Genomic DNA, 13,285 nt, shown 5'->3' with positions numbered 1-13,285 from the left:
GGCCCGCGCCACCCGGCGGGGCGCCCTGGTACCGCGTTCCCGCCCGGGGGCATGCCGGACCGTTTCGGCACGTCCCCCGGCCCGCCCGGCCGGTGGCTCAGCGGCGCGGCGGCCAGGCCATCGCGTCGTGGTCGAGTTCGCTGCGGTCCGCCGCGTCGGCGTACTGCGCGCACGCATCGGTGAGCGTCTCCAGCAGCGTCAGCGGGTCGGGCAGCGGGTGCTCCGGCCCCCGCACCCATCGCACGTCCAGCTCGCCCGGCAGCCTGGCCGGCGGCAGGAGCACATAGCTGCCCCGGCAGTGCCATCGCATGCCGGGGTGTTCGTCCATGGTCTCGGGGTGGCAGTCCAGCTCGCACGGCCACCACTCGTCCTCGTCCTCGGGCGTGCCCCGGGTGGCGGTGAAGAAGAGCATCCGGTCGTCGCCGGACCGGGCGACGGGGCCGACGTCGACGCCCGCGGCGAGAAGCCGCTCCAGTGCCTGCTCGCCCGCGGCCAGCGGCACGTCGAGGACGTCGTGGATCATGCCGGTCGCGGTGATGAAGTTGGCCTGCGGCTGACCGCGGACCCAGCGCTCGATCTGTGCCCGGTCGGTGGTGGACTGGGTCTGCCAGGCGAAGGAGACGGGATGGCGGGCGGGCGTGGGACAGCCGATGCGTTCGCAGGAACATCGGTACCCGACCGGGTGAGCGGCCGGCGCGATCGGCATTCCGGCTTCGGCGACAGCCAGGAGCAGCGCCTCCCGGGCGGTGTCGTCGACCTCGCTCTGGTGCGGTTTGGGTCGGCGGCGAAGCCATTGGGAAAACTTGCTCTCTGAGCCGCGATTACGGCCGAAATCGGCGCCCATCTATCCCCTTACCCGAGTGTTGCCCCTACCCATGGTCCCACCATCCTGCGCCCCGAGTGGCCGGACTTCCGAAGCGGGGTGCGGACAACCGGGGCACGATCGGGGCGCTATGCCTCTTCTTGTCATGAAATGACGGGTGCGCCTCGGGATCGCGGGACGGGCTCAGGGGCGCAGCAGGCCCCGCAGGGCGTGGTCGACGATCGCGTCGGCGTACTCGTGGGTGAGCGGCAGGGTGCGCAGCAGCCAGCGGTGGGTGAGGGGGCCGACGAGGAGCTCCAGGGCGATCCGCGGGTCGGCGTCGGCGCGCACCTGCCCGGCCTCCTGGGCGGCGCGCAGCCGTTCGGCGTACAGCTGGAGCGAGGGGGCGAGCAGTTTCTGGACGAATTCGGCGCCGAGCCGCGGGTCGACGATCCCCTCGGCGGCCAGTGCCCTGGTGGGTGCCTCGAAGGCGGGGTCGTTCAGCTCGTCGACGGTGGCCCGCAGGACGGTCCTGAGGTCGGCGGCGAGGTCACCGGTGTCCGGGAGCGCCGGTGCGGCCTCCCCCTCGGCCTGCCCGGCGGTCCGTTCACCGAGGGCGACGAAGGCGTCCAGGAGGACGGCCGCCTTGGACGGCCACCAGCGGTAGATCGTCTGCTTGCCGACGCCGGCCCGTGCCGCGATGGCCTCGATGGTGGTCCTCGGGTAGCCCACCTCGCCGACCAGGCCGAGCGCCGCGTCGTGGATCGCGCGGCGCGAGCGCTCGCTGCGGCGACTGGAGTCGGGCGTCCGGTTCTCTGTCATGCCGGTCAATCTAGTGCCCCTCCCGGCAACGGAACGAGGCGATACGTATCGTCTCCTCGCGGCACGGAACCGGAGGCCGCGGGTCCTCACCACCCGGTCCCCGTTCGTCCCGGAGCGTCCCCGAATCCCGGGCGGAAACACCCGATCGGATCACTGTTCGCGGGGGCCCGGAGAGCGGATCATGGGCTCACCCACGCACACACCCGTGCGCTGTCCCGGCAGGCGACCCCTGCCTTTCGTGAGGAGCATGCATGCCTCGTGAAGCCACACCCCGCCGTTACCTGATGTGTGCTCCCACGCACTTCAGGGTGACGTACTCCATCAACCCCTGGATGGACCCCAGCAAGCCCGTGGACCTCCCCCTGGCCCAGACCCAGTGGGAGGACCTGCGCGACCGGTACCGCGCCCTCGGGCACACCGTGGAGCTGCTCACGCCCCGCCCCGACCTGCCCGACATGGTCTTCGCCGCCAACGGCGCCACCGTCGTCGACGGCCGGGTGCTGGGGGCCCGGTTCGCGTACCAGGAGCGGTACGAGGAGGCGGGGGCCCACCGGGAGTGGTTCCGGGCCAACGGCTTCACCGAGATCCACGAACCGGACCACGTCAACGAGGGCGAGGGCGACTTCGCGGTCACCTCGTCGTACGTCCTGGCCGGGCGGGGCTTCCGGTCCAGCCCGCTCTCGCACGGCGAGGCGCAGGAGTTCTTCGGGCGCCCGGTGATCGGGCTCGATCTGGTCGACCCGCGCTACTACCACCTGGACACGGCCCTGTCCGTGCTGGACGACGCGGGCGACGAGGTCATGTACTACCCGGGCGCCTTCTCGCCGGGCAGCCGCGCGGTGCTCGCCCGGCTCTTCCCGGACGCGCTGATCGCCGAGGAGGCGGACGCCGCGGCGTTCGGTCTGAACGCGGTGAGCGACGGGCTCCACGTGCTGCTGCCGCAGGGCGCGGCGGGGCTCTTCGACCCGCTGCGGGCGCGGGGCTTCGAACCGGTGCCGATGGATCTGGGTGAGCTGCTGAAGGGCGGCGGCAGCGTGAAGTGCTGCACGCAGGAGCTACGGGGGTGAGCGGGCGGGCCGCCCGTCGGCGGGCGGCCCCTCAGTCGTTCTCGCCGGGCGGCCACGCGTCGCCCCACGCGACGTCCCGGGCGGCCCGGTACAGCTCGCCGTGCCGCTTGGTGACCGTGGAGCGCCGCAGGGCCTCGTCGCGGGTGCACAGGTCCAGCAGCACCTGCCCCTTGCGGATCTGCGGCTTGCGGATGGCCCGCTCCCGGGCGGGCCGGGCCCCGAAGCGGGTCGCCACGACGTAGCTGAACTTCTCGTCCTCGTACGGCAGTGAGCCGCCCTTGACCTGCCGGTGCAGCGAGGAGCGGCTGACCCGGGCCGAGAAGTGGCACCAGTCCGTGCCCGGCTCGATGGGGCAGGCGTCGCTGTGCGGGCAGGGTGCGGCGACCGTCAGACCGGCGGCGATCAGCCGGTCGCGGGCCTCGATGACGCGGGCGTAGCCGTCGGGGGTGCCCGGCTCGACGACCACGACCGCCTGTGCCGCCGCGGCGGCGGTGTCCACGAGGGCGGCCCGGGTGTCCGCCGTGAGTTCCTTGAGCACGTAGGAGACGGTGACCAGGTCCGTGGCGGCGAGGCCGGGGCCCTCGCCGATCCGGGCCCGGCGCCACTCGACGGCGCGCAGGGCGGGGACGCCGGAGAGCTCCGCCAGCTCGCGGCCGAGGGCGAGTGCGGGCTCGGACCAGTCCAGCACCGTCGTCCGGGTCCCTTCCCAGGCCCCCGCCACGGCCCAGCTCGCCGCCCCGGTGCCGCCGCCCACGTCGGTGTGCGTGGCGGGTGCCCAGTCGGGGGCCGCCTCCCGGAGGGCGGCGAGAGCGGACCGTACCGCCTCGAAGGTCGCGGGCATCCGGTACGCGGCGTACGCGGCGACGTCGGAGCGGTCGCGGAGCACCGGCGCGTCGGTGGGAGTGGTGCCTCGGTAGTTGGCGATGAGCCGGTCGACGGCCTGGGACGCCTGCCTGGGCGGCAGGCCGTCGAGCAGTCCGGCCAGCGCCGCACGCAGTGTTTCCGCAATGGGGAGGGTGGCGTTCACCGACGAATTGTAGGCAAAGACGACGCACCCGGCGCCGCCCCGCTATCCGCGTAGAACTGCGCGGAATCCGAACTGCCGCGATGCCTGCACAAGTTGCTACGCTGACCGCCGCGAGGTCGGGATTACCCATCGAGGGGAACCATGAGACAGAAGATCGTGCGCCTGGTTCTGGTCGGCGGAGTACTCGTGCTTGTCATGCTTCTTCTGCTGACCACGTGTGGGAGTGGCGAGAAGGACAACGACGCGCCGGAGGAATCGACCAGGAAGAACCGGACCGAGGTGACCCAGCTCACCGTCCCCTCCGCGTACACCACGGAAAACGGCTGGGAGCTCATCGGGACCTCTCCCGACTACGCGCTGTCCCGGACGACCGGCCGTCTCGCCTATCTGGTGCGGGAGTCGGAGGGCAAGTACCAGCTGCGGACCATCGATTCGAAGACCGGGCGGCCCGGTTGGCACGGGGAGACCTGGCGGCCCCCGTCCCCGAAGCACTTCCCGCGTCTCCTCCAGGTCACCGTGGACGACCACGAGTACTTCGTGACGTGGGCGTACGGGAAGGTCGGCGAGAACGCACTGACCCCCGCCGACACGATCGTCTCGCTGGACGTCTACGACGTGGAGGACGGCTCCCGGCGGCGCGTCGAGGTGCCGTGGACCTCCGTCCCGACGGTCTCCGCCACCGGCCCCGGCATCCTCATCAGCGACGGCCGGGCCAACAGCATGGTGGTCGACCCGGTGACCGGCCGGGTGGCGGAGATCGCGGCCTCGGCGCTGAAGTACCCGAAGGGCTGCAAGACCTGCAAGCAGCTCACCGAGGTGCGCGGGCTGACGCAGAAGGGGCTGCTGGCCAGCGGGTCCAGGGAGTTCTGGGTGCAGGGCGGCTGGTTCAGCCGCAACGTCGCGCCCAAGGGGACGGACCGGGTCAGCGGAATCCCGACCTCGGTGATCCCCGGCCTGGTCCTGGCGAAGTGGCAGCTCGACAAGAAGGCGAAGCGCGCCACCACCCACGACCTGTGGGCGGTGCACGACGTGGAGTCGGGCAAGACGCTGGCCTCGGTGCAGTGCAGCAAGCCCGCGATAAAGCCGGGCCAGTACCCGCAGCTGATCGCCGCCCCGTCGGGCAGCTACCTGGTGGCCGGGCCGCTCGCCTTCGACCTGGCCACGAAGCGCGGGTTCTGCTTCGAGGGGGCGGACGGCACGAAGCCGCTGACGCTGGCGTCCGTGAACGACGAGGGCGTCGCGTACGGCGCGACGAGCGCGCGCAACGCGGCCGACGTCCTGGCCGGCGGCGGCTCCCCCGTCGCGGTCGCGGTCCGCAGCGGTTCGACGGGCGCCCTGCCCTCCAACGTGCGGCTGCCGGGCGCGGAGACGGCGGACGGCGTCGGGCTGTTCCGCTGGACGGACGAGAAGGACCGCCCGCACCTGATCGGTTACCCGAGGTCGGCTTCGTAGGGGTCCGCTTCGGCCCGTGACGGGCCGGACGGACCGGGTGGTGCACCCGGTCCGTCCGGCCCGTCCGGTTTCCCGGGAACCCCGTCCGGCTCTCCGGAAACACGGGCGCGCCGGGCCGGGGCCCGTCGCCCCGCGTCACGAGGCCCGTATCAGGACGTCGCCGTCCGCTGCCAGGGCCGGCACATCCCGAGGAAGCAGGCCATCGCGCCCACCCCGCACACCAGCTGCACCAGGGCCATCGGAACGGCCGTGTCCTCGCCCGCGATCCCGACGAGCGGGGAGGCCACGGCGCCGATCAGGAACGACGAGGTGCCGAGCAGCGCGGAGGCGGACCCGGCGGCGTGCTTCGTGCGCATCAGGGCCTGGGCGTTCGTGTTCGGCGCCGCGAGCCCCATCGCCGACATCAGCACGAACAGCCCGGTCGCGACCGGCACCAGGCCCACGTCCCCGAGGACCCCGGACGTCATCAGCAGCAGCGCGGTGGCGGCCAGCACGATGACCGAGAGTCCGAAGGCCAGCACCTTGTCCAGGCTGACCCGGCCGACCAGCAACTTGCCGTTGATCTGGCCCACGACGACCAGGCCGACCGAGTTGACGCCGAAGAGCAGGCTGAACGTCTGCGGCGAGGCCCCGTAGATCTCCTGCATGACGAACGGCGAAGCGCTCACGTACGCGAAGAGGGCGGCGAAGGCGAGGCTGCCCGCGATCATGTAGCCGGTGAAGACCCGGTCGGCGAGCAGGCCGCGCATGGTGCGCAGCGCGTCGCCGATCCCGCCGGTGTGCCGGTCCTGCGGCGGCAGGGTTTCGTGCAGCCACTTCCAGACGACCAGGGTGAGGACCAGGCCGACGAGGGTGAGGACGGCGAAGACGCCCCGCCAGTCGGTGAACCGCAGCACCTGTCCGCCGATGAGCGGCGCGATGATCGGCGCGGCGCCGGAGATCAGCATCAGGGTGGAGAAGAACTTGGCCATCTCCACGCCGTCGTACATGTCGCGCACCACGGCACGGGCGATGACGATGCCCGCCGCGCCGGCCAGGCCCTGGAGCAGGCGGAAGGCGATGAGGAGTTCGGCGGTGGGGGCGAAGACGCAGATCGCGGTGGCGACGACGTAGACGACCATGCCGAGGAGCAGCGGCCCGCGCCTGCCCCACCGGTCGCTCATCGGTCCGACGACGAGCTGTCCGAGCGCCATGCCGGTGAGGCAGGCGGTGAGGGTGAGCTGGATGGTCGCGGCGGGGGCGTGCAGGGACTCGGTGACCGCGGGCAGGGCCGGGAGGTACATGTCCATGGAGAGCGGCGGCAGTGCGGTGAGGCCGCCGAGGACGAGGGTGACGAGGAGCCCGGTGCGGCGGGCTGCTCCGGTACCGGTACCGGAGGCGGGCCCTGGCTCCGCGGTGCCGGTTTCGGTGGTCGATATGTGGGTGTGTTCCTGCTGGGCCCGGCTTGCGCCGCTCTCCGGCATTGTCATCTCCATGTCGTTGAATCCGCATCTATGCTCTCAGCTCAGCTGGACTGGTCGAGACCTTCCTGGGGAGCAGTCATGACGGGCATGGACAGGGTCGTGCGGTGGGGCGTGCTGGCCACCGGCGGCATCGCGGCGGCGTTCGCCGAGGACCTGCGGTCGTTGCCGGGTTCGGAGGTGGTGGCCGTCGCGTCCCGCACGGAGGCCTCCGCGCGGGCGTTCGCCGAGCGGTTCGGGATACCCCGGGCGTACGGCGACTGGGCCGCCCTCGCCGCCGACGACGAGGTCGACGTGGTGTACGTGGCGACGCCGCACTCGGCGCACCGGGAGGCGGCCGCGCTCTGTCTGGAGGCCGGGAAGCACGTGCTGTGCGAGAAGGCGTTCACGCTCAACGCCCGGGAGGCGGACGAGTTGGTGAAGCTCGCCCGGGACCGGGGGCTCTTCCTGATGGAGGCCATGTGGACGTACTGCGATCCGGTCGTCCGGCGCATGACGGAGCTGGTGCGGGACGGTGCCATCGGCGACATCCGCACCGTGCAGGCCGACTTCGGGATCACGGGCCCCTTCGAGGCCGGGCACCGGCTGCGCGACCCGGCGCTGGGCGGCGGCGCGCTGCTGGACCTCGGGGTCTATCCGGTCTCGTTCGCACAGCTGCTGCTGGGCGAGCCGGACCGGGTGCAGGCGGACGCGCTGCTCTCCCCCGAGGGCGTCGATCTGCACACCGCGATGTTGTTGGGCTGGTCGGAGGCGGGTGCCTCGGCACTGCTGAACTGCTCGATCGTGGCGGACACCCCGCGGACCGCCTCGATCACCGGCACGAAGGGGCGGATCGACTTCCCGCCCGGCTTCTTCCACCCGGAGCGGTTCGTGCTGCACCGGCCGGGGCACGACCCCGAGGAGTTCACCGCCCGAACCGCCGGAAACACCGGGGCTATGGGGGCCGGTGAGGCGGGCGGGGCCGTCGGGTCCGGCGAGGGGCTGCGCGGTCTGCAGTTCGAGCAGGCCGAGGTGGCGCGGGCGCTGCGGGCGGGCGAGACGGAGTCGCCGCTGGTGCCGCTGGACGGTTCCCTCGCCGTGATGCGGACGCTCGACGCGGTACGCGACCGCATCGGCGTCCGCTACCCGGCCGACGACCTCCTCTGACGCACTCCCCGACGCTCTCCCCGACGGACGCTTCGGCCGCCGACCTCCGGGGTTTCGGGGCCGACGGCCGGGCGGTCACGCGGGCTTGAGGCCCTGGTTGCCCACCTCCGTGACGAAGGAGGCGGCGGTCGAGAGCGGCGCTCCGGGGGTGGTGACGGCCGACACCGTGCGGTAGTCGGCGCGCGCCTGCTTCTGGTCCAGCGTGATGACGGCGTAGCCGCGCCGGCCGTTGAAGAACTTCATGTGCGGGTTGGCCTGCATCTGGTTGTTCCAGCTGCCGGGCCGGTCCGAGCCGTTCTTGCCGCTGGTGATGGACGTGGCGACGATCTCCGTGCCGACGGTGCGGGACGAGGGGTCGTCGAAGTCCTTCTTCAGGTCGAAGCCGTAGCCGACGTGCACGTCGCCGGTCAGCACCATCAGGTTGTCGATCCCCGCCGCCTCGGCGCCACGGAGGATCCGCGCCCGGGAGGCGGGGTAGCCGTCCCACGCGTCCATGGACACCTTGAACGCGTCGGTGGGGACGTCGTGCCGCCGGGCGAGTACGACCTGCTGCGGCACGACGTTCCAGGTGGCGCGCGAGGCGTGCCAGCCGTCGAGCAGCCAGCGCTCCTGGGCGGCGCCGGTCATGGTGCGCGACGGGTCCTCGGACTCCGGTCCGGGCCTCTGCCAGCCGTCACCGTACGCCTGGTCGCTGCGGTACTGGCGGGTGTCGAGGATGTCGAACTGGGCGAGCCGGCCGAACTGCAGGCGCCGGTAGAGCTTCATGTCGGGGCCGGTCGGCCGCTGCGGGATGCGCAGCGGCTGGTTCTCCCAGTACGCGCGGTAGGCGGCGGCGCGGCGCAGCAGGAACTCCTCCGGCGGGACGTCGTTCTCGGGGGTGCCGCCCGCGTAGTTGTTCTCGGTCTCGTGGTCGTCCCAGGTGACGACGAAGGGGTGCGCGGCGTGGGCGGCGCGCAGGTCGGGGTCGGACTTGTAGAGGGCGTACCGCAGCCGGTAGTCCTCCAGCGTGACCGTCTCCCGGTTGAAGTGGGCGGGGAGGCTGCGGTCGGTGTACTTGCGGGCGCCGCCGGTCGCGTCGACGGCGTACTCGTAGAGGTAGTCGCCGAGGTGGAAGACGACGTCCACGTCCTCCTGGGCGAGGTGCCCGTACGCGGTGAAGTAACCGTCGTGGTAGGCCTGGCAGGAGACGGCGGCCAGGCTCAGCACGCTGTTGCGGGCGCCGCGGGCGGGGGCGGTGCGGGTTCGGCCGACGGGGCTGGTCCAGTTCCCGGCGCGGAAGCGGTAGTAGAGGACGCGGTCGGCGTCGAGGCCCTTGACCTCGACGTGGACGCTGTGGTCGAACTCCGGGTGTGCGGTGGCCGATCCGCGCCGGACGATGCGGGAGAAGCGCTCGTCGCGGGCGAGTTCCCAGCGCACCTGCACGCGGGCCCGGGGCAGTCCGCTGTCGGCCTCGTACGGGCGCGGCGCGAGTCTCGTCCACAGCAGGACCGAGTCGGGCAGCGGGTCGCCGGAGGCGACGCCGAGGGTGAACGGGTCTTCGGTGATCTTCCGGGCGTCCAGCTCGGCGGCGCTCGCGGTGCCCGCGGTCGGCAGGTTGACCGAGAAGGCGAGCGCGGCGGCGGCACCGGTGACCGTGAGGAAGCGGCGGCGCCCGAGGTTCCTGGCTGCGTCGCGCATCTCCTGCCGGTGCGATGAGTGCGTCATCTGTCCCTCCCCTTGCTGGTGGTGTATTCGGGCAGTCCACCGGCCCGGCACATCGAGCGGCTGTCGTGTTCGCGTCGATCGGGCGTCGGGAGGATGAGTAATGCGGCAGGAACGGGTTCACGGGACAAAGCGCGCATTCGCGGACGGGTAATGATCACCTCCCGGCGCCCCGGCCGGGACCCGAACCTGCCACCCCACGCGCATTCTTGACCACATATGACCCCATGCGTCCTCATTTGTCCTGATGGAGGAAGGGCGTACGCTGCGACCCCATGAGCAACAAAGTGTTGAACTCCGACGCGAGGACGGCGGTCGTGACGGGTGCGGGTTCCGGGATCGGCCGGGCGGTGGCGCTCGCACTGACCGGGGCCGGCTGGTCGGTGGCGCTCGCGGGCCGCCGTCCCGAACCGCTCGCCGAGACCGCGGTGCTGGCCGGGGAGAACGCCCGGGTGCTCACCGTTCCCGCCGACGTGTCCCGCCCCGAGGACGTGGCCGCGCTCTTCTCCTCGGTACGGGAGTGCTTCGGCCGCCTGGATCTGCTCTTCAACAACGCGGGCACGTTCGGCCCGGGTGCCGTCCCGATCGAGGACCTCGCGGTGGAGGACTGGCGGGCGGTGGTGGACGTGAACGTGACGGGCGCGTTCCTGTGCGCGCAGGCCGCGTACCGGCTGATGAAGGAGCAGCGCCCGCAGGGCGGCCGGATCATCAACAACGGCTCGATCTCCGCCCACTCGCCACGCCCCCACTCGGTCGCCTACACCACGACCAAGCACGCCGTGACGGGGCTGACGAAGTCGCTGTCGCTGGACGGCCGTCCGTACCGGATCGCCTGCGGCCAGATCGACATCGGCAACGCGGCGACGGACATGACCGAACGGATGCGGACCGGCACCCTCCAGGCCAACGGCGAACTCGCGGTCGAGCCGGTGATGGCGGCGGCGGACGTGGCCCGGACGGTGCTCCACATGGCGGAGCTGCCACTGGAGGCGAACATGCAGTTCGCCACGGTCATGGCGACGACGATGCCGTACGTGGGGCGCAGCTGATCAAGCCGAACGGCAAGCTCCAGGACTCCTGCTCGTGGACGAAGGCGGGCAAGGGCACCAAGACTGCCACTGACCCCGGCCCGGCCACCTCGCGACCCGGCCCGTCCCGGCCCGTCCCGTCCCGTCCCGGCTCGGCTCGGGTCGGGTCGGGTCGGGTCGGCCTCCGGCACTCTCCCGGCCGGGGAATGCCCCGGGCCGCGACGGAGTTGATCTGCGGCATGACCCAGAATTCGGATACCGAGGTCCTGCGCTACACCGCGTTCTCCGCCGATCCGCACGGCGGCAATCCGGCAGGAGTCGTCCTGGATGCGTCCGGTCTCGACGAGGCCGCGATGCTCGCCGTCGCGGCGGAGCTGGGTTACAGCGAGTCCGCGTTCCTGACGGGACGGTACGAGTCGCCCGGCGAGGACTCGTCGACCGGTGAGGGCTCACCGGGCCGGGAGGGCTCACCGGCCCGCCGGGGGTACGCCATCCGCTACTTCAGCCCGAAGGCCGAGGTCCCGTTCTGCGGCCACGCCACCGTGGCGACGGCCCTCGCGCTGGCCGAGCGCGACGGCCCCGGCGAGCTGGTGTTCCACACGGCCGCGGGCCCGGTGCCGGTCACCGTCGCCCGGGAGGGCGGCGAGTTCCGCGCCACGCTCACCAGCGTCGAACCCCACGTCTCGGAGGTCGCGCCCGACGACCTGGCCGAGGCGCTCGCCGCCCTGGACTGGCCGACCGCCGATCTCGACCCGGCCCTGCCGCCCCGGATCGCCTACGCGGGCGCCCGCCACCTGGTGCTGGCCGCCGCGGCCCGCGAACGTCTCGCCGAGCTCTCCTACGACTTCGCGCGCCTCGAATCCCTCATGCACCGACTGGACCTGACGACGGTTCAGCTGGTGTGGCGGGCGGCGCCGGACGTCTTCCACGTCCGTGACCCGTTTCCGGTCGGCGGCGTGGTCGAGGACCCCGCCACCGGCGCCGCGGCGGCGGCCTTCGGCGCCTATCTGCGCACGGAGGGCCTCGTCCCGGACAGCACGGTCCTCACCCTCCACCAGGGCGAGGACATGGGCCGCCCCGGCACCCTCACGGTCGAACTGCGCGCGGGCGACCCCCGGGTGCGGGTGAGCGGAACGGGAACCCGGATCGACGCCTGACGGCCCCCGCCCGAGGGCGGCTTCGGGCGGGGGCCGATGACCATGGGCAGCCGTCTCCGGCACGGCACGGCGGGCCGGGCGGCCCCGGGCGAGCGTCTCCGGCCCGGCACCTCCGGACGGGCGGCCTCGTTTCCGTCACGCGCCCCGGCCGTTGATCATCGACATCAGCAGCTCGTGGGTCCCGGCGTCCGCGGCGGCCACCAGCCCCCGGCCGCCCTGCTCGACCGGGACACCGTCGACGCCGGTGACCACGCAGCCCGCGGCCCTGCACAGGGCGATGCCGGCCGCGAAGTGGACGCTCCCGGACAGGTCGCCGCCGTCGGTGACGTACGCGGCGCGCCGGCCGGCCGCGACCCAGGCCAGGGCCAGCGTCGTGGACACGACCCGGGGCCGGAACCGTTCGACGAACCCGGGGTGGGCCAGCAGGTCCGTGGCCCGGAACGCGGGCGCGCCCGGGAACGGCGGATCCAGGTTGACGTCCACCAGCCGGGTCTCGGGCGTGGGCACCAGGGGCGCGTCGGTCCCGTCGCCCCGCCGCACCCGGGCCGTCTCCCCGTCGGTGAAGAAGATCTCGCCGCCGAAGGGGTCCGCCACGGCCGCCGCCCCGCCGCGCAGCGCCACGTTGACGGCCACCAGCATGTTGCCGACGGCGTAGTTGAGCGTGCCGCACAGCGGATCGACCAGCCACTGGCGTCCGGAGTCGTCCGCACCCCGCCGCTGTCCGCCCTCCTCGCCGAGCACCGCGTCATCGGGCCGGGCGGCGCGGACGACGTCGAGGACCGCCCTCTCGGCCTCCACGTCGGCGGCGGTGGCGAAGTCCCCGTCGCCCTTGTCGATACGGTCGAGCCGTCGGCCGTACATGCCGCGCACCACGTCCGCGCCGGCCCGCGCAGCGGCCACGGCGACCTCGTAATCATCAGGATTCGCACCGGAGTCGACCATGCCGTGCATGGTAACGACGCGTCCCCGGCCGACCGTGAGAGACGGCCGTCGGAGGTGGTCGTCGGAGGTGGTCGTCGGAGGCGGCCCTCAGAGGCGTTTCTCCAGCAGTGTGACCTTGTAGGTGTGGCCGAGGCCGCCGTCCTTCGAGTGCTCGCGGACGGTCTCGTAACCCGCCGCCCCGTAGTACTCCCGGAGCCGGGCGTTGTCGGCCAGGCAGTCGAGTCGGCAGAACGCGCGGCCCGCCTCGGCGACCCGGGCCTCCGCCCGTGCCAGCATCCGCCGTCCGGTGCCCGGGGGCGCGACGCGGCGGTCGGTCATGAGCCGGTGGACGTAGCCCGCGTCCGGGGCCCGGGGTCCCCATGCGGCCGGGTCGTCCCACCACAGTTCCCAGGCCCCGGCGACGGGTCCGTCCTGCCCGAGCACGGCCATCCAGACCTCGCCCTCGCGCAGCCGCTCCCAAAAGTGCCGGACGCCGAGTTCGCCCGGCTTCCACTGGTCGATGCCGTGCGCGATCTGCCAGCGCGCCGCGTCGTCCCGCAGCCGGACCAGGTCCGACAGGTCGGACTCGCCCGCCTGACGGAAGCTCAGGGGCGCGTACGCCGAGGTGCCGGATCGGGAAAGGAACCGGCCATCGGGTATCTCGTTGTTCACAGTCCGGCACCCTATGCCCGCCGCCGGATG

The 13,285-nt window shown here is 72.7% G+C and carries 12 protein-coding genes; 5 read left to right on the top strand and 7 right to left on the bottom strand.

Annotation, left to right across the window (positions count from 1 at the left end):
• Window positions 1–97 precede the first annotated feature (97 nt).
• On the bottom strand, window positions 98–844 hold the full coding sequence (locus ACWCXX_RS01885; RefSeq protein WP_451123226.1) for a bifunctional DNA primase/polymerase: 747 nt from the start codon (window positions 842–844) through the stop codon (window positions 98–100).
• Between the two features lie 162 nt (window positions 845–1,006).
• Window positions 1,007–1,624, bottom strand: a complete 618-nt coding sequence (locus ACWCXX_RS01880; protein WP_451123224.1) for a TetR/AcrR family transcriptional regulator — start codon at window positions 1,622–1,624, stop codon at window positions 1,007–1,009.
• Between the two features lie 251 nt (window positions 1,625–1,875).
• Here ACWCXX_RS01880 and ddaH point away from each other — a divergent pair, with 251 nt between their 5' ends.
• A complete protein-coding gene (gene ddaH / locus ACWCXX_RS01875) occupies window positions 1,876–2,691 on the top strand; it encodes a dimethylargininase (RefSeq protein WP_451123222.1) in 816 nt (271 codons plus the stop codon).
• Between the two features lie 31 nt (window positions 2,692–2,722).
• Here ddaH and ACWCXX_RS01870 read toward each other — a convergent pair whose 3' ends face one another.
• Window positions 2,723–3,718, bottom strand: coding sequence for a small ribosomal subunit Rsm22 family protein (locus ACWCXX_RS01870; protein ID WP_451123220.1), 996 nt, complete (start codon window positions 3,716–3,718; stop codon window positions 2,723–2,725).
• 141 nt (window positions 3,719–3,859) lie between these two features.
• On the opposite strand from ACWCXX_RS01870, the gene ACWCXX_RS01865 reads away from it, so the two are divergent.
• Window positions 3,860–5,170 carry a hypothetical protein gene (locus tag ACWCXX_RS01865; RefSeq protein ID WP_451123218.1) on the top strand — a complete coding sequence of 437 codons (1,311 nt, stop codon included), beginning with the start codon at window positions 3,860–3,862 and terminating at the stop codon, window positions 5,168–5,170.
• Window positions 5,171–5,319: 149 nt separating this feature from the next.
• Here ACWCXX_RS01865 and ACWCXX_RS01860 read toward each other — a convergent pair whose 3' ends face one another.
• Window positions 5,320–6,633 (bottom strand): multidrug effflux MFS transporter, encoded by a 1,314-nt coding sequence (locus tag ACWCXX_RS01860; protein ID WP_451123568.1) that lies wholly within the window; start codon window positions 6,631–6,633, stop codon window positions 5,320–5,322.
• Between the two features lie 87 nt (window positions 6,634–6,720).
• On the opposite strand from ACWCXX_RS01860, the gene ACWCXX_RS01855 reads away from it, so the two are divergent.
• Window positions 6,721–7,776 (top strand): Gfo/Idh/MocA family protein, encoded by a 1,056-nt coding sequence (locus ACWCXX_RS01855; RefSeq protein ID WP_451123566.1) that lies wholly within the window; start codon window positions 6,721–6,723, stop codon window positions 7,774–7,776.
• A 75-nt stretch (window positions 7,777–7,851) separates the two neighbouring features.
• Here ACWCXX_RS01855 and ACWCXX_RS01850 read toward each other — a convergent pair whose 3' ends face one another.
• Entirely contained in the window at window positions 7,852–9,480 is a 1,629-nt protein-coding gene (locus tag ACWCXX_RS01850) for an alkaline phosphatase D family protein (RefSeq protein WP_451123216.1), read from the bottom strand.
• A gap of 272 nt (window positions 9,481–9,752) precedes the next feature.
• On the opposite strand from ACWCXX_RS01850, the gene ACWCXX_RS01845 reads away from it, so the two are divergent.
• Together ACWCXX_RS01845 and ACWCXX_RS01840 are read left to right on the top strand one after the other, a co-directional pair.
• The gene (locus tag ACWCXX_RS01845; protein ID WP_451123214.1) at window positions 9,753–10,526 is read left to right on the top strand and encodes an SDR family oxidoreductase; all 774 of its coding nucleotides are present in this window, start codon (window positions 9,753–9,755) and stop codon (window positions 10,524–10,526) included.
• A 218-nt stretch (window positions 10,527–10,744) separates the two neighbouring features.
• Window positions 10,745–11,662 carry a PhzF family phenazine biosynthesis protein gene (locus tag ACWCXX_RS01840; protein WP_451123212.1) on the top strand — a complete coding sequence of 306 codons (918 nt, stop codon included), beginning with the start codon at window positions 10,745–10,747 and terminating at the stop codon, window positions 11,660–11,662.
• A 135-nt stretch (window positions 11,663–11,797) separates the two neighbouring features.
• Here ACWCXX_RS01840 and ACWCXX_RS01835 read toward each other — a convergent pair whose 3' ends face one another.
• A complete protein-coding gene (locus tag ACWCXX_RS01835; RefSeq protein ID WP_451123210.1) occupies window positions 11,798–12,604 on the bottom strand; it encodes an inositol monophosphatase family protein in 807 nt (268 codons plus the stop codon).
• A gap of 87 nt (window positions 12,605–12,691) precedes the next feature.
• Window positions 12,692–13,255, bottom strand: a complete 564-nt coding sequence (locus ACWCXX_RS01830) for a GNAT family N-acetyltransferase (protein ID WP_451123208.1) — start codon at window positions 13,253–13,255, stop codon at window positions 12,692–12,694.
• Between the last annotated feature and the right edge of the window lie 30 nt (window positions 13,256–13,285).

It is taken from the genome of Streptomyces sp. NPDC001732, assembly GCF_053596315.1.
Note: the sequence above shows the minus strand (reverse complement) of the source record. Positions and strands in the feature narration are given on the sequence as shown.

Excerpts from the sequence above, each read along its gene's own strand:
- ACWCXX_RS01835 (WP_451123210.1), bottom strand. The coding sequence starts at position 12,604 with ATGGTCGACTCCGGTGCGAATCCTGATGATTACGAGGTCGCCGTGGCC.
- ACWCXX_RS01840 (WP_451123212.1), top strand. The coding sequence starts at position 10,745 with ATGACCCAGAATTCGGATACCGAGGTCCTGCGCTACACCGCGTTCTCC.
- ACWCXX_RS01860 (WP_451123568.1), bottom strand. The coding sequence starts at position 6,633 with ATGCCGGAGAGCGGCGCAAGCCGGGCCCAGCAGGAACACACCCACATA.
- ACWCXX_RS01880 (WP_451123224.1), bottom strand. The coding sequence starts at position 1,624 with ATGACAGAGAACCGGACGCCCGACTCCAGTCGCCGCAGCGAGCGCTCG.
- ACWCXX_RS01855 (WP_451123566.1), top strand. The coding sequence starts at position 6,721 with ATGGACAGGGTCGTGCGGTGGGGCGTGCTGGCCACCGGCGGCATCGCG.
- ACWCXX_RS01885 (WP_451123226.1), bottom strand. The coding sequence starts at position 844 with ATGGGCGCCGATTTCGGCCGTAATCGCGGCTCAGAGAGCAAGTTTTCC.
- ddaH (WP_451123222.1), top strand. The coding sequence starts at position 1,876 with ATGCCTCGTGAAGCCACACCCCGCCGTTACCTGATGTGTGCTCCCACG.
- ACWCXX_RS01845 (WP_451123214.1), top strand. The coding sequence starts at position 9,753 with ATGAGCAACAAAGTGTTGAACTCCGACGCGAGGACGGCGGTCGTGACG.
- ACWCXX_RS01865 (WP_451123218.1), top strand. The coding sequence starts at position 3,860 with ATGAGACAGAAGATCGTGCGCCTGGTTCTGGTCGGCGGAGTACTCGTG.
- ACWCXX_RS01850 (WP_451123216.1), bottom strand. The coding sequence starts at position 9,480 with ATGACGCACTCATCGCACCGGCAGGAGATGCGCGACGCAGCCAGGAAC.